Origin of the sequence: Blautia sp. CAG:257 (assembly GCF_000433815.1) — a bacterium.
GTDB lineage: Bacteria > Bacillota > Clostridia > Lachnospirales > Lachnospiraceae > Blautia_A > Blautia_A caecimuris.
The window spans coordinates 6,133-28,848 of record NZ_HF999056.1; the positions used below are offsets into that span (position 1 = coordinate 6,133).

At 42.0% G+C, this 22,716-nt stretch carries 18 protein-coding genes; 3 read left to right on the forward strand and 15 right to left on the reverse strand.

The features are described 5' to 3' along the window. Positions 1 to 200 (reverse strand): ATP-binding cassette domain-containing protein (locus QVP40_RS07300; protein WP_288200381.1); only part of this gene is annotated, 200 nt, incomplete at its 3' end. Between the two features lie 198 nt (positions 201 to 398). On the opposite strand from QVP40_RS07300, the gene QVP40_RS07305 reads away from it, so the two are divergent. From QVP40_RS07305 to QVP40_RS07315, 3 genes are all read left to right on the forward strand, one after another. Next, the gene (locus QVP40_RS07305; RefSeq protein WP_022067813.1) at positions 399 to 1,949 is read left to right on the forward strand and encodes a response regulator transcription factor; all 1,551 of its coding nucleotides are present in this window, start codon (positions 399 to 401) and stop codon (positions 1,947 to 1,949) included. Next, positions 1,946 to 3,781, forward strand: coding sequence for a sensor histidine kinase (locus QVP40_RS07310; RefSeq protein WP_022067814.1), 1,836 nt, complete (start codon positions 1,946 to 1,948; stop codon positions 3,779 to 3,781). The genes QVP40_RS07305 and QVP40_RS07310 overlap by 4 nt, the downstream gene beginning before the upstream one ends. A gap of 120 nt (positions 3,782 to 3,901) precedes the next feature. Next, on the forward strand, positions 3,902 to 4,330 hold the full coding sequence (locus QVP40_RS07315) for a DUF3783 domain-containing protein (RefSeq protein WP_022067815.1): 429 nt from the start codon (positions 3,902 to 3,904) through the stop codon (positions 4,328 to 4,330). Positions 4,331 to 4,491: 161 nt separating this feature from the next. Here QVP40_RS07315 and QVP40_RS07320 read toward each other — a convergent pair whose 3' ends face one another. The 14 genes from QVP40_RS07320 to QVP40_RS07385 all read right to left on the reverse strand — a co-directional run bounded on the left by QVP40_RS07320 (position 4,492) and on the right by QVP40_RS07385 (position 22,713). Next, the gene (locus QVP40_RS07320) at positions 4,492 to 5,910 is read right to left on the reverse strand and encodes an L-arabinose isomerase (RefSeq protein WP_022067816.1); all 1,419 of its coding nucleotides are present in this window, start codon (positions 5,908 to 5,910) and stop codon (positions 4,492 to 4,494) included. A gap of 37 nt (positions 5,911 to 5,947) precedes the next feature. Further along, a complete protein-coding gene (rhaB, locus tag QVP40_RS07325; protein ID WP_022067817.1) occupies positions 5,948 to 7,351 on the reverse strand; it encodes a rhamnulokinase in 1,404 nt (467 codons plus the stop codon). Positions 7,352 to 7,646: 295 nt separating this feature from the next. Beyond that, positions 7,647 to 8,855: a substrate-binding domain-containing protein gene (locus tag QVP40_RS07330; RefSeq protein WP_022067818.1), complete on the reverse strand. Its 1,209-nt coding sequence runs from the start codon at positions 8,853 to 8,855 to the stop codon at positions 7,647 to 7,649. 109 nt (positions 8,856 to 8,964) lie between these two features. Next, positions 8,965 to 9,945, reverse strand: coding sequence for an ABC transporter permease (locus QVP40_RS07335; RefSeq protein ID WP_022067819.1), 981 nt, complete (start codon positions 9,943 to 9,945; stop codon positions 8,965 to 8,967). 11 nt (positions 9,946 to 9,956) lie between these two features. Further along, on the reverse strand, positions 9,957 to 11,468 hold the full coding sequence (locus QVP40_RS07340) for a sugar ABC transporter ATP-binding protein (RefSeq protein ID WP_022067820.1): 1,512 nt from the start codon (positions 11,466 to 11,468) through the stop codon (positions 9,957 to 9,959). 20 nt (positions 11,469 to 11,488) lie between these two features. After that, a complete protein-coding gene (locus tag QVP40_RS07345; protein ID WP_022067821.1) occupies positions 11,489 to 12,466 on the reverse strand; it encodes an ABC transporter permease in 978 nt (325 codons plus the stop codon). Positions 12,467 to 12,625: 159 nt separating this feature from the next. Beyond that, entirely contained in the window at positions 12,626 to 13,639 is a 1,014-nt protein-coding gene (locus tag QVP40_RS07350; protein WP_022067822.1) for a substrate-binding domain-containing protein, read from the reverse strand. After that, positions 13,639 to 15,429, reverse strand: coding sequence for a cache domain-containing sensor histidine kinase (locus QVP40_RS07355; RefSeq protein WP_022067823.1), 1,791 nt, complete (start codon positions 15,427 to 15,429; stop codon positions 13,639 to 13,641). Before QVP40_RS07355 ends, QVP40_RS07350 begins: the two co-directional genes overlap by 1 nt. Next, positions 15,426 to 17,045, reverse strand: coding sequence for a response regulator transcription factor (locus tag QVP40_RS07360; protein WP_022067824.1), 1,620 nt, complete (start codon positions 17,043 to 17,045; stop codon positions 15,426 to 15,428). The genes QVP40_RS07355 and QVP40_RS07360 overlap by 4 nt, the downstream gene beginning before the upstream one ends. A gap of 212 nt (positions 17,046 to 17,257) precedes the next feature. After that, the gene (locus tag QVP40_RS07365; protein ID WP_022067825.1) at positions 17,258 to 18,517 is read right to left on the reverse strand and encodes a hypothetical protein; all 1,260 of its coding nucleotides are present in this window, start codon (positions 18,515 to 18,517) and stop codon (positions 17,258 to 17,260) included. 260 nt (positions 18,518 to 18,777) lie between these two features. Further along, entirely contained in the window at positions 18,778 to 19,947 is a 1,170-nt protein-coding gene (locus QVP40_RS07370; protein WP_022067826.1) for an iron-containing alcohol dehydrogenase, read from the reverse strand. A 16-nt stretch (positions 19,948 to 19,963) separates the two neighbouring features. Next, positions 19,964 to 20,656: an HD domain-containing protein gene (locus QVP40_RS07375; RefSeq protein WP_022067827.1), complete on the reverse strand. Its 693-nt coding sequence runs from the start codon at positions 20,654 to 20,656 to the stop codon at positions 19,964 to 19,966. A 5-nt stretch (positions 20,657 to 20,661) separates the two neighbouring features. Further along, positions 20,662 to 21,813 (reverse strand): aldo/keto reductase, encoded by a 1,152-nt coding sequence (locus tag QVP40_RS07380; protein WP_022067828.1) that lies wholly within the window; start codon positions 21,811 to 21,813, stop codon positions 20,662 to 20,664. Between the two features lie 33 nt (positions 21,814 to 21,846). Further along, entirely contained in the window at positions 21,847 to 22,713 is an 867-nt protein-coding gene (locus QVP40_RS07385; RefSeq protein ID WP_022067829.1) for a radical SAM protein, read from the reverse strand. Positions 22,714 to 22,716: the final 3 nt, after the last annotated feature.

Genomic DNA, 22,716 nt, shown 5'->3' on the forward strand with positions numbered 1-22,716 from the left:
TTGCCGTTCAGGAACATTTCACCCTCTTCTGCTTTATGTACACCGGTAATTACCTTGATAAACGTACTTTTTCCGGCGCCGTTTTCGCCCATGAGCGCATGAACCTCGCCGGGTTTCAGCTGAAACTGCACATTATTCAATGCCTTTACACCCGGAAAAATCTTTGTAATTCCTTTAAGCTCAAGAACATATTCAGACACGGCTCTTCCCCTCCTTTTTCATATCTGTTTACTGATTCTATTTTACCATTGGTGATTTTTTTATAAAATGGGAATATCTTTTGAATCCGGGTAATATATTTTCATTTATTTGCACAAAACCCGCTGTTTTTTCTCTCGTATTCCTGTTAAAAATATGATAGACTATACCTGACTTTTACTTATAACAAGGAGAATCCTATGAAATTACTGATCGTAGACGATGAAGAGCTTACCCGTACAGGGCTGATCAGCGCCATTGACTGGAAATCCCTTGGCATTGATCAGATCATTCAGGCTGACGACGGTATTCACGGTCTGGAACAGGCCCGTCTTTACAAACCCGAAATCATTTTGTGTGATGTACGTATGCCTCGCATGAACGGAATCACCATGCTGGAACGGCTGGAAAAGCTTCTTCCGGATTCTGTTCCTGTTTTTATGAGCGGCTATTCGGATAAAGAATATCTCAAAGCTGCCATTCGTCTGAAAGCTGTCAGCTATATCGAAAAGCCCCTGAATCCTTCCGAAGTCTCCCAGGCAGTCCGGGAAGCCGCTGATCTTTACATACAGAAACGCCACTCACGAAGAGGAGAGGTCCTGAAATCCATGGAAACCGCCTCCCGTCTGGCGCTGCTTCTGACACTTCCAGCTTTACCTGATATTCAGACTGCCCGCAGACTTTTCGGAGAACTTGGTTTTACTGTAAACAGCTCCACTTTTTTTATTTCCTTTATTATAAGAATGAATACCTTTCCGGAGCTGTCTGCTCTGGAGATGTTTTATCAGGAGCTGTCTGACTTTCTGGAAAAAAGAAAGATCAATTTTATTTACACAGACAAAAAGCATCAGAATCTCCTGTGTTTCCTGTTTGGACAGACAGAACCTTCCATCCGGTGCTTTCATGAAATCAGCGACTTTATCTGTCAGCGCCTTTCTGTTCTGGGAAGATTTTCCATTGCAGCAGGAGAAACTGTATACGGAATGGCAAAAGCCTATCAGTCCTATGCCTCCGCTGTGATTCTTTTGCAGAGCAGTTTCTTTTTTCCGGAAAATACACTGCTGACCCCTGACAGACTGAACCAGAGCACAAAGTCCTCCCCTGAGCTCGTTTCTGCATCACCGGAAAGCGAGTTTGCAGACTCACTTTCTTCCGGGCTTCCTGAATCTGCCTTTGTTCTTCTGGATCAGCTTCAGGAATATTTTACTGAAAATACAAAAGTGTTCCAGAATGCTGTAAAGGATCTCTATTATAAACTGTTCCTGACCCTTGATAAGGCCCGGAAACAGAACCTTCAGACAGACGATGTGTACGCAGAACCCATTGCAGAGATCATTGACAGATGTTTTACTTTTTCCGAGCTCCATCAGACGCTTCGCCGGCAGACTGAAGACTTTTTGGAACATGCGGGAAATCAGACACATGAGAATCCAACCATCCATATGATCAAAAGCTACATTGGAAAACATTACATGGATGAGACACTTTCTGTCAAAGATATCAGTGAACACGTTTTTCTTTCTGCCTCCTATGTATGTACCTTTTTCAAAAACGAAACCGGGCATACCTTAAATCAATATCTTACAGAGTACAGGATGGAAAAGGCCAAACAGCTGCTAAAAGACTCCAGATACCGGATTTCAGACATTTCATCCAGAGTTGGCTACAGCGACGGCAATTACTTTGGAAAAAGCTTTCGTAAATACAGCGGGCTTTCTCCGTCTGAGTACAGGGAGAAAAATCTGAAATGACAAGATTATTAAAAAAAATACGTCAGATTTACGGAGATATGAATCTGCAATCAAAATTTACCATTGTACTGAGTATTGCTGTTACGATTCCGGTACTTATTGTGGGAATCTTTTTCTACACCCGGCTGTATGACATGGTTGTCTCTGATACCATCCGAAAAGAACAGGATGCATCCTCCGAGGCCGCGCCTCTGATAGAGGCCCGTATCCAGAAAATCCTGGATGCCTATGAGGAGATCACAGAGCTTGGATTCTATGAAACATTGTTTCACCAGCCAGTCAATTCCCCTTTCCAGATGCTTCTGGATCCCCGGGATGCAGAAGCATTTCAGAAAAAAGCCCAGGAGCTTATTGACGGTCAGACCATTACCGGACTTCAGATCTACATGGATTTTCCAACAGAATCCGTTAAGCTTTTTCGCGATGAACTGACCAGTGACTACTTTGTGCCAATGAGCCTGGCTCAGGGCACCTACTGGTACGGAATCTTTCAGGGAACAGGAAAATCCGAGCTCTACTGTCCGGAATTTTATCTGGGAGAACGGGAAAAAAGTACCTTCGGAGATATGGCGTACATTGTTTCCACTACTTTTTATTATCAGGGAAATGCCCATCAGGCTTACATTGCCCTTTATTCCTCCTCAGATCAGCTGACGCAAATGCTGAAAAGGAATCTGACTCTGGACGGCAGCGTTTCTTACATTATCAATGAAAGAAATGCCATTGTGGCATCTTCTGATAAATCCGGGACGGGTATCTATCTTCTGGATTACCAGACTGTTGAAGATTCCTTTATGGCTTCCAACGGTTTCATTGAAAGGACGATCCTCGACCAGAAGATTTATGCAGGATTTTATAACATCCGACAGCCCGGCTGGTTCATGGTAACTGTCCTGCCCTCTTCTTCTCTTTTAAAACAAAGCAATTTTATCATGTTCCAGTATATCCTTATGTACCTTGCAGTGCTGGTGCTTGCCTCAGTTATGGCTCATTTTCTGGCCCGGTCTGTAAGCAGCCGGATCTCCTCTGTGATCCGGCAGATGAGCAAGGTCCGTCAGGGATCTCCGGTTCCCATGGAAAGCCCTGTTTATCATGACGAGATTGGTGATCTGGTAGATACCTATAACTATATGACTCGAAAAATACAGCAGCTTATGGACGAGCAGATGAAAGCGGCAGAAGAACTTCGGATCGCAGAATTTAATTCTCTGCAGGCTCAGATCAATCCGCATTTTCTGTATAATACTATGGATATGATCAACTGGATGGCGCTGCAGGGACAAACCTCAGAGATTTCCAGCGCTGTACAAAGCCTTTCCCGGTTTTATAAGCTGACACTGAGCCGCAAAAAAAGCATCAGCACCATAGGAGAAGAGGAAGAGCATGTTTCTATTTACCTGAAAATCCAGAACATGCGCTATCATGACAATATTTCCTTTATCTCTGATATTCCGGATGAGCTGACAGATTATCAGATACCAAAACTTACCTTACAGCCTGTGATAGAAAACTGCGTTCTTCACGGCATTCTGGAAAAGGATACCAAGGCCGGAACAATCGTTCTCACCGGCTGGATGGAGCAGGAAGATATTGTGCTTCTGATCTCAGACGATGGCGTTGGAATCCCTCCGGAAAAGCTTTCCACAATCATTTCCGGAAACAGCGCAGGTTCTTCCTCCGGCGGCACAAACATTGCTGTATACAACACACATCAGAGACTTCAGATCCTGTACGGCAGGGCTTATGGACTTACCTATACCAGCAGGCAGGGGCAGGGTACAGAGGTGCAGATCCGCATCCCGGCCCGCAGGCAGACACAGGAACCGGTGTGACATGATAATTATCTGAGATAATATCTTATGGAGAAAAACCTCTTCTATTCTGTAGTATAGAAACCTGTAAACTCAGCAGACATTTTTGACTGCGCCATTATTCTACCAGGAGGCATTTTTTTGAACACATTTGATCTTAACAACATGAACTTATCCACACTGGACAGGGATCCCGCCCCCAAACCGCAGATTCTTCTTTATCATTTTTCGCAGGATGAACGCACCAGACAGATCAGACGATATCTGAGAAAAGCTGGCGTTGACGTCCGTGAAGTGCCTGCTTCTGATTTGTTTCATCCTCTGGGATACCTTTTTGAAATTCCGGGATTTTCTCCCTGTTCCAGGTTTCCCATGGGAGAAAACTTCAGCGAAGAAATGCTGGTTATGAAAGATTTCTCCAACAGTCAGATGGACGCTTTCCTTCAGTTTTTCCGGGACAATCAGCTGAAAAACGTTGATCTGAAAGCAGTCCTCACTCCTGTTACCGTACACTGGAATTCCATGGAGCTTTACCGCGAACTGAAAAAAGAACACCAGGAGCTGAGATAGCTGTCTCAGCTCCTGGCAAAAGCACATGTGCAGCAAAAGTTTTTATGTAATGGATTCCCATGCTGCCAAAACAACATCCCGCAGAACCATGACCGGTCTGCGGGATGTTGTTTTTGAATATGTGTAAATATCAGATACTTTCTCAAAACGAAGAGTCAATTTTATCTTGTAACGATCTCAACCGGAACGTTAAAGATTTTTGCAACCTTGAGAATCGTGTCAATGTGTCTTCCGGTTGCTGCTGCCATATGATGTGTGGGACCGGCTTCACTCCAGCGGTTTACAAACTCTCTTGCACCGCAGGTAAAGCGTGTTCTCATATTGGTATCACCAAAGGAAAGGATCGGCCCGTCTTCATTTACGCCTTCTGCCACAACGAACTTGAAGTTTCCGTCCTTATCCTGTGTAATGGCAAGATAAGTAACCGGTCCAAGATACGGATAGAACTGTGTCAGATATCCGCCGCCCGTTTTGCCGTGGAACACCTTCACGATCTTCATGGTCGGTTTTTTGTCAGAGATGTCCGCATCGCCGCTTCCGGAATGACCAATGATGCAGATATCATCATTAAAATCAATGGAATACATCTCAGAAAGCTGTCCGGTTCCGGAAATTGTTTTCAGAATGCTCATTGCCATGGCAACCTTCATATCGCCCTCAACCGCACATGCAGTTCCCTGCTTGATCAGCATGGAAAATGCCGGGATCAGCATACTGTCAAGAACACCGGCCTTGCCCTGAGCAAAGCCATCATAATGGGAAGCGATCATACCAAGATGCTCGTCTTTTACCCACTGCTCAAAGGCAACCACATATTTTGCCATATCCCATACTTTTTCGATTGTGCCGCCGCCTTCGATCTCAAAAGTATCCAGAATGTCCTGAGCTTTTGCACGGATTGCGTCTTCATCTGTGATATCGTCTGCAATCGCCCACATCTTTTCCCAGTCAAACTGCTTGGTATAAAGGAACATTCTGTTATAGAGGTTTGTTTCATCAATGTACAGATCCATCATTCCCGGATATGGTCTGCCGATCTGCGCAATGTTAGTCTCACGAAATCTTCTTCTGACCTGAGCAGCCTTGCACCAGTCTTCAATCTCTGCCTGAACAGCAGGATCTCCGCCTTCTACCACACCTGTGATCACCGCATGTCTTTTGCCTGCTCTCTCAAGGTCTGCAACAGCTTCGCCTACAGCTCCGCAGGCATAGCCTTCTCCCAGCCAGGAAGCAATATCTGTATGCTCATAATCCAGAGCTTTCAGCTTCTGGACGTTTACCAGCACTACAGGAACATCCAGATCGCGGATTGCCGGAAGCATATTATAAGATGTAGCATAGGTCAGCATCTGAAGGAATACAAGATCAACGTCTGCAGCGCGGAATCTGTCCCCTGCCTCCATTGCCTGTTCCTTGGTTGTCACCATTCCTCCGTCAATGATCTCTACCGTATCCGGAATTGTTTTTTTGAATGCAGCATACTGTGCCTCAAACTCCGGTACCAGTGACGGGAACTGTGGAAGGTAAGCTCCCAGTGCGATTGAAAATACGCCGACTTTTGCTTTCGTATTAACTAACATAATGAACTCTCCTCTTCATATAAAACTATAAAGCTGTTTATGCGTTATAAATTTTGATATTAAAGGACTCGTGAATTACTGTTCTTGCTTCTTCAATAGATTTGAATTCCTCTGCCTTTAACATCTGGGCAGTGATATTACCGATTGCAGTTGCCTCTCCCGGACCTGCATGAACCTCTTTGCCTGTAGCTTTTGCTGTCAGTTCATTCAGATATCCTGCATTGGAACCGCCGCCTACAACATGGATACGGCTGTAGGTTCTTCCTGTGATCTCTTCCAGTTCTTTTGCTGTTTTTGCATAACATTCTGCAAGGCTGGTATAGATCACAGTAGCGATCTCACCGAGAGTCTCCGGAACCTTCTGTCCGGTTCTGCGGCAGTAATCCTTCACTTCCTCTGTCATATTTGCCGGTGCCAGGAAGCACTCGTCATTTGCGTCTACTCTGGACGGGAAATCCTTTGCTTCTTCTGCCATAGCACAGATTTCAGCAAAACCGTATTTATCATTGATCTCATGACGTACAGACTGGATCATCCACAGGCCCATGATATTTTTCAGATAGCGGAAACGTCCTGCATATCCGCCTTCGTTTGTCAGATTCAGAGCACAGCTCTCTTTGGAGCAGTCTGCGGTCTCTCTCTCAAGCCCCATCAGTGACCATGTTCCGGAACTGATATAAATAAAGTCATCGTCATTTGCAGGTACTGCAAGCACAGCAGAACCAGTGTCGTGAGTTGCAGGTGCAACTACTTCCAGGTCAAAACCAACCTCGTTCTTCACTGCTTCAGAAAAATGTCCGATGCTTGTTCCCGGCATGATCAGCTTCTGGAAAATCTTTCTCGGATATCCCAGCTTGTCGATCAGTTCAAAATCCCAGTCCTTTGTAACAGGGCTTACCAGCTGGCTGGTAGTAGCCTCTGTATATTCGCAGGATTTTACTCCTGTGAGAAGATAATGGAAGTAATCCGGTACATGAAGAAGGGTTTCTGCCTGCTCCAGATACTCCGGATGTTTTGTTTTTACTGACATAAGCTGATAGATGGTATTGTAAATTGCTTTCTGGATACCGGTTCTCTCATACAGCTCTTCCTGGGAGATCACTTTGTACACTTCCTGATCCATACCCTCTGTACGGCTGTCACGATATCCCACTGTGTTTCCGAGAACATTGCCGTCTTTGTCCAGAAGAACAAAGTCAACACCCCAGGTATCAACGCCCATGCTTACCGGAATCTTACCGATTTCTTTACATTTTTTCAGGCCGTTGATCACCTCTTTAAACAGACGGTCAAATTCCCAGCAAAGCTCATCGCCTTTTTTTACCATACCATTTTCAAAACGGTATACTTCTTCCAGGATCATTTTTCCATTTTCCATATGTCCCAGAATGTGACGTCCGCTGGATGCACCAATGTCTACTGCCAGATAATATGTTGCCATGATTAAAACCTCCTAAATATGTAAGATATACACAGAAGAATTTTTTATTGTCTGCTGTGTTTTTTAGTTCTTCCATATTTGATAACATCATATTACATGAAAATACTTCAAATCGGAAGAACCTGGTTTGTCTGAAAAAGTGTCCTTATTTGTCACTGTCCACTCTGTTTCCGGTAATCTGTGGACAGTTCCCTTTGTTTGTCAGCTTTCCTGACAGATATGTGTTAATTTAAAATATCCCCAGAGAATCCTCTGGGGATATAGTGAATATTGTGTAAAACTCAGAGACTAGAAATTAGTCATAAAGGTTCGGAGCGATTTCTTCGTCTTCCATGTTTGTTGCATCATACCAGTAACCAGCTGTCGGAACATCAGAAACCTCATCTCCGTTTGCTGCTGCTGTCAGAGCGTAGATTGCATAGTATCCCATCATAAGAGGAGACTGTGTAACAGCACCAAGGAATGTGCCATCCTGTACAGCTGCTTTGATGATAGAACCAGCGTCGAAACCAACACCGATAACATCGCCTGCTGCTGCGTCAGAACCAAGAACGTTCAGGTTAGCGTTAGCTGCAAGAACACCCTCAGCTGCAACCTGGTTGGAACCGAAGATAGCGATGCAGTTTTCTTTGGAAAGGATAGCCTGAGCCTCTGTGGAGCAAAGCTCTACAGTTGTCTGAGCCGGTACTGCAACCTGGATAACAACGTCTGCATCTGCTTCTTTAGCATCTGCACCTTCTGCTGCGTTTACATAGAACTCGTTACCAGCAACTGCAACAGTTTTTCCATCAGCCTGGATAAGCTCGATCATCTTGTTGATGAATCCAGCGCCACGCATCTGAATGTTCTGAGCTGTAGCATCCTGGTTAACCTCACCGATGATAACCTGGCCTTCAGCGTTTGCAATAACGTCTTTGATTGCGCCATACATGTTCTCAGCTGCTACTGCACCAGCCTGAGTGTTGTCTGTAACAACCTCTGCTACTACAGATCCTTCCGGAGCATCTGCAACACCTGTATCAAATGTTACAACCGGGATTCCGTCTGCTGCGCATTTCTTAAGAGCATCTGTTACAGAAGATGTATCGCAGGCTGCAAGACCCATACCAACTGGTTTTGCTGCGATAGCTGTATTGATCATGTTAACCTGGTCTGCGATATCGGACTCACTGTTCGGTCCCTGTGCTGTGAAAGTAACGCCCAGCTCATCAGCTGCTTTCTGCATACCTTCAACTGCTGCCTGCCAGTATGTAGACTGGAAAGATTTAACCATCATCGGGAATTCATATGCTTCGTTTGCTTTCAGTCCCTCAAACTGAGCTGCCGGATCAGCAGCGTCTTCTGTTGTTGCTTCTTCCTCAGCAGCTGCCTCTTCTGTTTCAGCAGTTTCTTCTGTTTCAGCAGTTTCTTCTGTTGCTTCTTCTGCTGCAAATACCGGAGCAACTGTCATACCGGATACCATTGCTGCACAAAGGCCTAATGCGATGAGTTTTTTAATTTTCATTGTTCTACATCCTCCTTAAAAATTATATAGTTTTTAGTTTTTATGATGATCCGTCAGGCGTTTTCACCTGACGGTTCACATACGTGATTAAAATTGAAAACTGTATTCTTTATAATGCTGCTGCTTTCTTTTCTTTGATGATATCGATCAGTACCGCAACGATCAGTACAAGACCTGTGATGATCTGCTGCCAGTTTGCCTGCAGTCCCACATACGGAAGACCAGTTTTCAGAAGCATGATGACAAAGATACCAACAAAGGTTCCAAGTACAGATCCATAACCACCTGTAGCTGCCACACCACCGACAAATACGCCACCAATGGCATCCATCTCAAGACCGGCGCCAGTACCTGGCTGTACGGTAGGAGTTACTGCTGCGTATGCGATTGCTGCAAGACCTGTAAACAGACCGCAGACAACATATACCATAACATGGTAGAATTTAACATTGATTCCGGAAAGAGCTGCTGCTTCTTTATTGGAACCGATAGCGATGGTGTAACGTCCGAACTTTGTATGGTTCAGAACAAATTCCATCAGAAGAACCAGAATAACCATCCACAGGAAACCGATCGGATAACGGTCAGCGCTTCTTCCTGTACCGATTGTAAGTTTAAAGATAGAATGGAACCATCCGCCTTCCTGTGTAAGACCCGGCCACGGTGTAGCGGTACAGAGAGATCCGGCACCGCGGGTAATCATACAGGTACAAAGAGTTGCAAGAAACGGCGGCAGATTCATTACGCCGATAAGAACACCGTTCAGTGTTCCGATCAGAACTCCAAGAAGCACACAAACCAGCATAGCAACAACAACAGGTACGCCATGGCTTCTTATCAGAGTTCCGCCGATCAGTGCATAACATACCATACCTGTTCCGATGGAAAGGTCTACGCCTCCGGTAATAAGAGGGAAAGTAACACCGATTGCCATCAGAAGATCATAGTATGAAAAATCCAGCAAACTCAGCAATGTGTTGTACTGTCTGAACTCTTTACTCATAATGGAGAATACAGCTGTCAGAGCAATAACAACAATTAAAACGATAAATCTCTGATCACTTAATATACTTTTTTTCTTCTTAGTCATGACTGTCCTCCTTAATCAATACTACGTGTAGCCTTATCCATGATGTTTTCCTGGGTAGCTTCAGAAATATCAATATTACCTGTTACTTTACCCTCACACATGATAATGATACGGTCACTCATTCGGAGAACTTCTGTCATTTCAGAAGAGATCATGATGATTGATTTACCTTCTGCTGCCAGTCTGTTCATCAGTTTATAAATTTCATTCTTGGCACCAACATCAATACCTCTTGTAGGCTCGTCAAAGATCAGGATTTCACTGTCTCTTGTAAGCCATTTTGCAATAACCACCTTCTGCTGGTTACCACCGGAAAGGTTTACAACAAGCTGGTCTGCGGTAGGAGTCTTGGTTGCAAGCTCTTTGATATATTTCTCAGTTACTTCTTTTTCTTTCGCTGAGTCAATCAGGAAGCCCTTTGTAAACTGTTCCATTGTTGCCAGAGTTGTGTTCTCAATACAGGACTTCTGTACAACACATCCATATCTTCTTCTGTCCTCTGACAGATAACCGATACCATATTTAACAGCATCCTGCGGACTGTTGATGGTAACTTCACGAAGCTGTCCATCTTTGCCCATGATAGAAATCTTTCCACTCTGTTTCGGATCTGCACCAAACAGTGCTCTTGCTGTCTCGGTACGACCTGCGCCCATCAGTCCGGAGAAACCAAGGATTTCGCCTTTGCGAAGCTCAAAGCTTACATCCTGAACCATCTTACCTGCATTCAGATGTTCTACTTTAAGTACAACAGGCGCATCCGGCGCAACCATACTGTGCTGCTTCGGATCCTCATAAATAACACGTCCCACCATCATGTTGATGATATCTTCTTTTGTACTGTCTTTGGTGATAAGAGTTCCAACATAACCGCCGTCACGCATAACAGTAACACGGTCTGTAATAACCTTGATCTCATCCATACGGTGAGAAATATAGACAATACCCAGACCTTTTTCACGAAGGTCACGAATGATGACAAACAGATCCGCAATCTCTTTTTCAGTAAGGGCTGCTGAAGGCTCGTCAAAGATGATAACCTCTGCTTTGTGGGAAATCGCTTTTGCGATCTCACACATCTGCTGTTTACCAACTGTCAGATTATGCATTTTTTCTTTTGGATCAATATCAATATTCAGATCCTGGAACAGTTTTTTGGAATCCTCGATCATTTTTTTGTCATCGATGCGGAAACCTTTTTTTGGCTCACGGCCGATAAAAATGTTCTGGGCAACTGTCAGGTCGCCTACCATGTTCAGCTCCTGGTGCACGATTACCACACCGGCATCCTGAGCTTCCTTTGTGTTGTGAAATTCTGTTTCCTTGCCTTTATAGACAATGGATCCTGAATCTTTCTGATAAATACCGGTAAGAACCTTCATAAGTGTGGACTTTCCGGCACCGTTTTCTCCCATAAGCGCATGTACTTCGCCGCGTTTCACTTCAAAATTAACGTGATCCAGAGCATGAACTCCAGGAAAGGACTTATCAATGTCCTTCATAGTTAAAATAACTTCACCCATTGTTACATCCTCCCTTCCGATCAGTTCTTTCTGCGTCTTGCAGAAACGTCAGCGTAAACTGCAACGATTACAATAATACCGGTGATGATCATCTGCTGTCCTTTACCAAGACCAAATGCCATGATTCCCTGCTGAAGAAGAGAAATGATGAACACACCGATCACAGTACCGCCGATGGAAGCAAGTCCGCCAACCATGGATGTACCACCCATTACGCAGCCTGCAATCGCCTCGTTGTTGTACTGATCGCCGTAACCTGGCTGAACAGTTGTATATGTAGCTACAAAGAACAGTGCGGCAATACCTACCAGAGTTCCGCAGATCATGTATGAAAGCATACGCCATTTTCTGGTGTTTACACCGGAAAGGCGAACCGCCTCACTGTTAGAACCAAGGCAGAGAATATAACGTCCCGGTTTTGTACGGAAAAGGATAATTCCGCAGATCACTGCTACTGCCAGGAAGATCACAATACCTACAGGAAAATCGTTATAGGAAACAATGTTTCTGAACCATCCGTTTTCCGGATCGCTGCCCATAGGCCAGCTTACAGACTGTGTTTTTGTAAATACAGAAGCAAGACCTTTGGCAATATTCATAGATGCCATAGATACGATAAACGGCGGTACAGACATGTAAGATACCAGCCATCCGTTAAAGGTACCAAAGCAAAGACCGATCAGTACACATAATACCATAGCTGCTGCACATGGAACACCATAGCTTGTCATGCAGTAACCGGAAACCAGTGCACAGCAGAACATAACCGGTCCGATGGAGAAATCAATTCCTCCTGTAGCGATTACAAAAGTAACGCCCAGTGACAAAAAGCCCAGGAAATAAACATAGTTCAATGTGGATCTGATACTGTCTCCTACCGGAAACTTATCTCCAAGAACCACTTTGAAGACTACGAACATAAGAATCAGGATCCCAACAAGCAGAATCCTGTTCAGGCCGAGCTTTTTTATGATTGGATTTTGTTTCAGCTTTTCCAATTTCTTCACCCTCCTACTGTTTTTCACACTCTCTGTGTTTTCTTAACTTATAATAACGTGAAAACCTGATAATTGTAATAGAATATCTTACAAAAAAAGGTAAAATATTTACGGTAATGTAAATATTTTACCTTTTTTCTTGACTGGTATCCCCAAATTTCACTGTGGATTGCCGTCTGTTTTTGTTGTTTTTAGTGTATTAAACGGAAAAAGCAGTTTTTCAATTTCACTTGTGTACATATTTTCCGGCGTCACCAGCTGACAGCCGGAATTGATCTCCGCCTCATAGGTTTCCCCTCTGAGCAGCCGAACTGTCTCCTGTACTCCCAGATACCCCATTTTAAAAGCCTTCTGTACAACAATTCCCTGAAAGATCCCATGTTCCATCAACTGGACTGCTTCCTGGGAACTGTCCACACCTACCACCTGAATCTTATTTTCCGCTCCGGCCGCCTTCACTGCTCTGGCAGCTCCCACTGAAGAATATTCATTCATCCCGGCGATCATTTTAAGACCGGGATACTGTCTGATCAGTTCCATAGTAAGCTCATAGGATTTGTCATACCTGGAATCACAGTACACCACATCTACAATGTTTTTTTCAAATTTTCCAAGGCCTTCCCGGAATCCTTTTTCTCTTTCCACAGCAGTAGAAACGCCTTTTACATGGGCAACAATGGCGATCTGATCCTCCGGTTTCAGCAGAGAAGCCGCAAATTCCCCAAGTTTTTTTCCTGCCTCCACATTGTCTGTGGCAACTGTGATCTCCTGAATACTTTCTTCTGTATAAGAGTCAATAAATGTGATCCGTATCCCCTGATCTCTTGCCTCCTGAAGAAGACTGTTGGATTCTGTAAAACTGGAGGGAGAAATAAGAATGGCATCAGGATTTTTAAGAATTGCCTGTTTCAGTATCCGGTTCTGTCCCTCCACATCATTCTCTTCCTCCGGAGCCATGATTTCAATATCCACATTTGCCTCCTGCGCCGACATCTGAACGCCCTGGATCAGAGACGTCCAGAAATCATTTCTGCTGTCCACCACTTTTGGAATGTAAATCAAGGAAAGACGATTCTGTCTTTCTGCTCCGTTTTTATGATAATTTACCGCTACCGCAGCAAATACCAGACTGAGAAGCAATGCCACAGCAATCCATTTTCCATACTTTTTCATCACAGCCCCTCCTGTTGTCCCGGTATTGTAATTGTGGCAGTAGTTCCTTCACCTGGTTTACTTTCATAAACAATTCCATACTCGTTCCCATAATAAAGCTGAAGTCTTTTCTGGACATTATATATCCCAACACCGTTGGAGTGATAATCCACCTTATGTCTTTCGTAAATATGATCCAGGGTTTCCTGATCCATGCCCACGCCGTCGTCAATTACCTGAAGTACCGCATTTCCGTTTTTCATAAATCCTTTTACCAGAAGAAGTCCCCTGCTCTCTTTATATTTCAGGCCATGATAAATGGCATTTTCAATGACAGGCTGTAATACCAGTTTGATCAGGCGTATATTTAATATAGAAGGTTCTACTTCAATCCGGAACTCCAGTTTGTCCTTATAACGCATTTTCTGGATAGTCAGATAGCCTCGGGCATACTCAATTTCCTGGCCTATGGATACCAGTTCATCCTCATTACTGATACTCTGTCTTAAAAGGCGGGCAAGAGAAGCTGTCATCAGTACAACCTCTTCGTTTTTTTTACCTTCTGCCATCCAGATAATGGAATCCAGCGTATTATACAGAAAATGAGGATTGATCTGGGACTGAAGAGCCTTCAGCTCGCTCTTTCTCTTTGCTTCCTGTTCCCGGATATTCTGTGCCATAAGCTCATGTATCCTCTGAGTCATAACATTAAAAGATTTTGTGAGGCTGCCGATTTCATTTTCAGAATCCACTACAATATCGGAAACACTGAAATCTCCTTCCTGAACCCGTTCCATGGAATCACACAGCCGCTGAATAGGAAGCGTAATACTTTTTGCCACAAAACGGGAAAAAAATAAAGCTACTGCCATCAGCCCCATTGCCACCAGCACATAAATACTCTGAGCCTCATTGCTTCTTCGCAAAAGCTCTTCCACTCTTACACAGTCTACTACCGTCCATCCTGTTTTTTCCGATCTGGAAATGGAATACATTTTTTTGTTGATCCCATCCCCCCAGGTTACAATATCAGATCCTGCGTTCATGACAAGGTCAATATTCTCTGTCTGAAGCTCATTGTAAAGCTGCTGCTGCTGCGGATGATACACAATATTTCCATCTGCATCCACAATAAAAGCATATCCCTGATTTCCTACCATACTCTGATCACACAGCTCGCTGATAGCGCTGTAATTCAGATCGATAAAGAATACCCCTTCTTTTTCCTGTCCTGTTCCCATTTCTTTGTTACGGATTCCCCGGCTCAGCGTGATCACCCAGGGACGTTCTCCGCTGATAATGTGCTGAACATGAGAGGAAGTAAGATAAACGCTCTCCCTGCCTTCCAGCGCATTGGTATACCATTCCTGGGAATGAATATCCAGGTCCTGATTTGTAAGATGCTGCCCATTGTTGATCAGCATTCTTCCGTTTTCTGCAATAATTCCCAGGTTCAGAATATCACTCCGGCTGTCCAGAATTGTCTCAAACTGACTGAGAATACGGTCTCTTGCCTCAGGATCTGCAGTATCCCCAAAAAGATATTTCTGTACGTCTTCATTACTGGAAACCAGATAAGAGGTATTTTCCATATAATCAATATAAGAATCGATATTCTGATTCATCTGCTGGATAATGGTCTGTGTATACAAAGATGAATTTTCAAATACAGACTGCCTGGTATAGCTTAAAGAAATTACAGTTATAATAATCACTGCCCCCAGAAGAAGAACTGACAGCACTGCAAAAATAACGCTCTGAATACTTTTAAATTTTTTAATCATAAGGTCGCCCGGCTGGATTTTTTTCATCTTCTCCGCTCCCTGGCATATTCTGTAGGTGTGACTCCTGTCATCTTTTTAAAGGAAATGCCAAAATAGTGAGGATCAGAAAATCCTACTTTTTCTGCAATCTCATAATTTTTCATAGTAGTGTTTTCCAGAAGTTCCTTTGCCTTTTCCATTCGTGTCCTGATCAGAACCTCTGTGAAAGTCTCCCCGGTCATTTCTTTAAATATTGTACTGAAGTAACTGGTGCTGATATTCAGATAAGAACAGATATCGTTCAGGCTGAGATCCGGATCCATATAATTTTTCTGGATATAATTCATGGCCAGCCTTGCCTGCCTCTGTCCGGTAGAGCTGTTCATATCGGAAAGCAGTTTAAAGATTTTCATAATATAATCTTCCACAATCCTGCAGGCACTGTCAAAAGATTTCTGTTTCGTAATACTGTGGAGAAGCTCATCCCTTCCACTGAGGATTCTCTTCATATCCACTGACACATCCTCACATACCCGATCAATGGTTCTTACAATCTGCTGCAGGTACATACAGGCACGGCTTTTTTCCACCAGTGCCTGGCAGATAGAATCTTTCATCTCCTGAAATGCACTTTCCACCTGTTCCTTTTTTCCTGTTTTTAATGCTTCGGTCAGTTCCTCCAGAAGCCTGTCAAGAGGAATCACCTTTACAGACCTCTGCTCTGCCATATCAATCAGAAGATCCCCCCCCAGCAGATACCGGTACTGCATCACCTGAGCAGCCATATCGTGGGACAAAATCAGCTCTCCTGGATTCTTTACCCAGTCTCCGATTCCCATTGATACGTCTATCCCCATTACTTCTTTCATTTTGTCCTTGATCTCTCTGCATATTCCTTTTGTCTTTGCAGTAAAATCTCGGCTCCATTTTTCCTGAAACAGAATACAGACCCTGTTCCCGCCTTCCTGATAGACAATGCCCGCCTGTTCCCTTCTCACGATCTCATCACTGATGTTATAAAGTACAAAAGCCATCAACGCACTTTCCTGGCGTTTCTCCATATCAAGCTGATACATATCGGAATAAATATCAATATCAAACATGGCGACCCTGTATCTCACTGCCGAAGGATCGATTCCCATATTTCTCAGACGTTCCAGGCTTTCCTCCACATTTGTGGTACAGTTTACCAGAGCCTCTATTGCTTTGGAACGTATGACCTGAGCGTTTTTGCGGTAGCTCTCAGAAGCTTTTGTAAGCTTTTCCATTTTCTGCTTTTCCTGTCTCTTCTGATCTACCTTTTCCTTCATTTTATTAATCACACCCGTAAGCTCCATAGCTGTCACTGGTTTTAAAAGATATTCACTGACATTATACTGGATCGCCTTTTTTGCATACTCAAATTCCCCGAATCCACTGAATATCACGATCACAATATCAGGATAATTGTCGTGAAGAAAATGACTCAGCTCCATTCCATCCATATAAGGCATCAGGATATCTGTCAGCACAATATCCACCGGATGTTCCTTTACAAATTCCGCTGCCTGCTGGCCGTTTTCGCAATCGCCCACAAGCTGGCATCCGATTCCCTCCCAGTCTATATTTTCCTTTATGGCATCCCTTACAAGGATCTCATCATCTACAAGTAATATACGATACATAAACTATAAAAACTCTCCCGTTCTGAACATATAGAATACTTACTTATGATTTATCTTACCACAAACTATGGGAATATGGAATATGGCAAAATTTTGTTTTTCATGTCTGTAACACAGTACTCTCCAAAAAAGAAAAGCCACTGCCATTTACAGAAACAGTGACTTTTTCTCTGATAAAATTATAAATTTGCCTCAACCTGGTTTATCTGATTTTAATAGCTGAATACCGTTTCTACTGTGCCTGTATCCAGATCTTTGCTCAACATTGCGCTGTTTACCCGGGCATACCCGGTTCTCCAACCTACACTGTTTGCCTGATCGATCACACCATGATCCAGAAGCATGTAAACCTTATTTCCGATTTTTTCAGCAAATTGGATAGTAACTGCCTCATTATCATTGAACTGGCCGCAGGCCACACTTCCCACAGATGCATAGTCTGCCTGAGTAACCAGTTCCACTGGCTCTCCGTTTTCATTCATAAAATAAATGCTTCCGTTTCGTGTAAAATACTTGTCCATAGAGTTAATATAATCATACATTTCGTCTATACTCTGGCTCACAACCATTCCATCTTCACTGACGGAAAAAACAGGTGCCCGAAGTCCGTCCATTCCTGCAACAATCTCTGCTTCCGTTCCGTCTTTTTTAACCTTCATAATCTTTCCACCTGCATATACTGCCCCGGTTCCTTCATAGGAACCATAGGAAAAGTAAATATATTCATCTTTAAAAACCATGGACACAATTGAAGCTGTTCCCTGAAAATCATCTGCATATAAATCCGGTTCTGTGGTGCACAGCGTTTTCTGCTGTCCTCCCTGTGCGTCCACTACAGCAAGAGATACTTTTCCTTTTGTAGCTGCCCCTGAATCAGCTTCTACAGGCTGATAATAGATCAGTCCGTCATGACTGGCAAGAAAGCTGCCGTCAACAAGCTTCATTCTCTCTCCTGTTTCTGCATCAATACTGTCAATACTATGATTTGCAGTATCTGAACAGATAATCTTCTTTCCATCTGATGCTTCAATCCGCCCCAGACCATATGTCTGTGTCTGTCCACTGTTCTGATCAATGCTGCAGATTTCGTATCCTCCGATCTGATCTACAGGTTTTTCATAAAAGATCAGGCTGCTGTCCGTAAGAACCAGGGAACCGCCGCCTTCCATATCACCGATCATGACTTTTTCTCCGGATGGGCTTTGCATCATAAGCTTATTTGTTTCTCCGACAATCGGCTTATAATATCCTAATGCAGCGCTGCCCTCAAAGTTGGAACCGTCATACTCCCAGTAATAAACAGTTCCGTCTTCTTTTTGCGCAACATTGCCTGCTTCATATACAGGAGCAGTTTCTTCTACGGTTTCCTGATTTTCTGCTGCCTGGACAAGCGTTCCGCTGTATTCCCCGGCCGAAACTGCCATAAGCATTGCAATACATACGCCGACTGTCTGTTTCACATACTTTTTCATCTGATTTCCTCCAGTTTTGTAAATATTTTGTTATCTGAGATATCGATCTATTTCATCACGATACTTTTCTACAATAATTCAAACTCTATCACAATTTTGGATATACATAGTTATATCTTATCTTTTTCTTTACATAAAAACTTCTTAACAATTTAAAAAATAAAGAATGTTAAACAAATCTTAATTCTTGCCCCCAAGTATAAATTACAATATTTTACACAGCTACATACTATTAAAAATAGTAAAAAATTATTTCCTGTTTAAAGACAACTATTTAATATATTTACCAAATCATGCGAATCTAAATTAATTATCCCTGTTAGTTTTCCACCATGACAGATATTCTGCACCATTTCATTAAAATGCTTGTCTGTAATCCCGTAGGCCAAAAAAGAAGAAGGTAGCATTAACTCTGCGTATAAAAAATACTCCAGCTTATCGACTGTCTCTATTGCTGTCTGTAATTTTGACTTTTTACTTTTCACATCGAACACAGCCTTTCCAAATTCAGCGACTTGTTCTGCACCGCCCCTCTCTGCAATATATCGAAGCCATTTGGGAACTATAACTGCCATTCCTTTGGCATGCGGAATATCATAATAGCCGGATATTTGATGCTCTAGTGCATGACAAACAGCAATACGCCCCGTCCCATTTTCCAGAAAACCATTTAATGCCCATGAAGCAATAACACACAAATTTGCTCTTGCATCATAATTATGAAGATCCTCTACAACAATTCGTGAATACTTAACCAAATTTTTCATTAATTCTTCCATAACCTTTAAATGGGTTTCCATTTTGGGGGCTCTGGTAAAATAATTTCCTTCCATAATATGAAACATAACATCTGCACATCCTGCTGCAGTGTATTCCCGGCTTTGAGATGCTGTAAATTCAGGTATAATAAAAGCAGCTTTTGGAAACAGAAGCGGATGTCCAAAACTAAGCTTCTCTCTTCTTTCAGGAAAAGAAATCAGCCCACCACTATTCATTTCTGAACCTGTAGCAGCAGTTGTAGGAACTGCAATTACTGGGAGTGCCATTTTTAATTCTTCTTTTCCAGTAATCCATTCCCAACAACTTGCGTTTGTATAAACCGATGCTGAGATTGCCTTTACACTGTCCAATACACTTCCTCCTCCAATACCTATAAGAACCTCTATCCTTTCGTTTCTACACAGTCTACTTATTCTGTCAACAAACTCCCCTCTTGGATTAGGCATACTCTCAGATATCGCAAGCGTATAAATATCCCGTTCTTTCAGCATACGCAAAATCATATCCACATAATCTGTATGTCTATTAAATGCTTCACTATATAAGACCAATGCTCTATCACCATAGTATCGAGCTACGGTTGGTAATTCATCAAATTTTTCTAATCCAAAATAAACTGTTACTGGATTATAGAATCGAAACTGATACACATTTTTCCTCCCCAAATCAAATATTTCCTGGAAAAAGATGATATATCTCATAAGCACCTTGTACTGCCCGAAGAGAAATATCTTTATGCAAAAAAGACAGTTGCAAAGACTGATTTCTAAGTCGAAACCGGTCTAAGGCATCAGCATCTTTTAAAATTTCAAGAAGATTCCTTCCCCAGTTAATTTCCTTCATTTTATTTCCCCACCTTTTCCACTCTTCTTCAAAGTCTTCATCTCTAAGTGAGTGAGACGCTATAACAGCTTGGTATTTTTTTAATTTTTCCTTACCATAAGGAAGATTCATCTGCTCTATAAGTATCGCCCCCCTTAATCCATGTCCCTTATCTGCTTTATCGTTTATTCTTCCAATGTCATGATACTTAGCTATTTCTAACAAATCTATAAATTCTTTGTCACTAATCCCAAGCTTTTCACTTAGAAAAAAACAAAGGATGCACACTCTGAGAATATGATCCTCCCCATGGACAGCACTAGCATACAACTTTTCCTCTTGGAGGCTATTCATACTTTGTATGAATAAATCTTTTCTCCTAGAAAAACTCAATGTATTTATTATAGCCTGCGCATCATATTGCACATCCATATCAAGTGTTAAGTAATATTTTTTCTGGATTTTTTTAAATCTATCTGCAGTTATATTCCATCCTTTAAAGCTAAAAACCCTCTCTAGAAACTTCGTCTGATACATCTTATCTAAAAAATCTCCTCATGTTCATGCTCTGAAAAACAAAAACTATCCTGAATTTCATTCATAATGTCATCCACTTTTTTAAGCCATTTTCTAATAGATAATCCCTGGGGACATTTTTTTTCGCACTGTCCACACATCAAACAGTCCTGGAATGTTTTTCCTCCTGCTTTCTTATATCGTTCATATGCTCCTTTGGCATAGCTAGCCAAATCATATACTCTGAAGATTGTATAGCATTTAAAAATATCCTGAATCTGTATCTCGGCTGGGCAGGGCTGACAATATTTACATCCTGTGCAGTACAACTCCCGAAATGATTCTATTTCAGCAAGCGCTTCCTTTACTTTTTTCCAATTTAGAATTTCTGAAGATTTTGCAATTTTTATATTTTCTTTTACCATGTTCATATTGCTCATCCCCGACAAAACTATATCTGCATTAGGATTTGATAACACAAAACGTAAAGCTAATTCATATGTAGAACTGACGTTTGTATTATGCACTTTTTTAAAAAGATCCGACGGTATTGCCAGACGTCCTCCTGCTGCCGGTCCCATAATCATAGTTTTCACACCCAAACTATGAGAATAAGCCATGGATTTTTCATTGCTTCTATCCAAAAGATTATACTGCATTAAACATGCATCAAATTTCACTCCCCTTTTCTGTGCTTCATCTATAATATAGCTTAAACCATTTGCATCCCCATGAAAAGAAAATGCAATTTTATGTATTAGTCCTTCCTGTTGAAAAATTCTCATTTGGTCCAGAACTTTCTTTTTTACAATAACTTCATCAAAAAAATACTGATTAATTCCCCAAAACAGATAATAATCCAAATAATCCGTCTGTAAATTTTTTAATGTTTTCATAAGAGCCTCACGGCAATGGTCTGTTTTGATATCATCTGCTGAAAGCTTTCCGCCCAAATATATGCAATCTCTAAAAGAATGAAGTGCTCTTCCTACCGCCTGTTCACATTGAGAATTACAATATAAAGGCGCTGTGTCGAAATAATTAATGCCATTATCAACAGCATACTGAATCATCTGATCAATTACATCCTGATCTGGTATTTTCTTTTTATGTAACTCGATTTCTGGTAATCTTCCTGTTCCAAAGGCCAATGGAAAAATCTCTGTTTTATTCTTCATTTTTCTCCCCTCATAAACAAGATTTTCATTATTTTATCTAATAATTTCTTCTGGACTGCCAATCTGAATCCCTGGTTGAATAGAATAGGGATTCATTGCCGCAATCCCCATACAATAACGACAATAGTCTTTATACATTTTTCTTGAAACGGCCGTTGCAATCTTTGCTTTCGCCCAAACAGGATTTTTTAAGCACTTTACATCAATATGCTCCCATAAATTTTTCTCTATACCAAAAACCATTTCCGATGTGATTCCTCTAGGACATACAGTCAGTTCCCCATTGGCCAATGTATGACATGCATTTAATGCACATTCTTTATGAATTTCTACCGCTGTATCACAAGGAATCAATTTTTGCTCTGGTCCTCCTAATTTCTTCCATCGCATTTCTTCAAAAACGTTATGCCGTAAAAGAGTACAGCGTATTCCTTCTCTTGACAATATATCATAAAACTGAATTCCTCGGTTTTCTCTACCCGGGTAAACATCAATACGCACATCCAGTTTATTATTAAGTTTTTTTAAAGAACAAATCATTTTTTTATCTGGCATGATTGTACCATTGGTAATCAGTTTTCCATCTATAATGTTATCTGATTCCGCTACAAAATCAATTAACTTATATAAATCTGGATTGGTAAAAGGTTCTCCTCCCAATATAGAAAAGAAATCTACTTCACACAGTTCGAATAATTTTTTACAGTCTTCTATCAACGCATCCACACTGAAAAGTTTTGGTTTCACATAGGGAATTAAATGACAGCAATCTCTGCACTTAAGCGTACAAGTCTGTCCGACCCAAACCTCTAAAAAAGATAATGGTACTTTCTTTTTTCTATATTGAAACAGATTTTCCAAAAAAATCTGTCCATATTTCAGATTTTTTATTAAATTCATTTT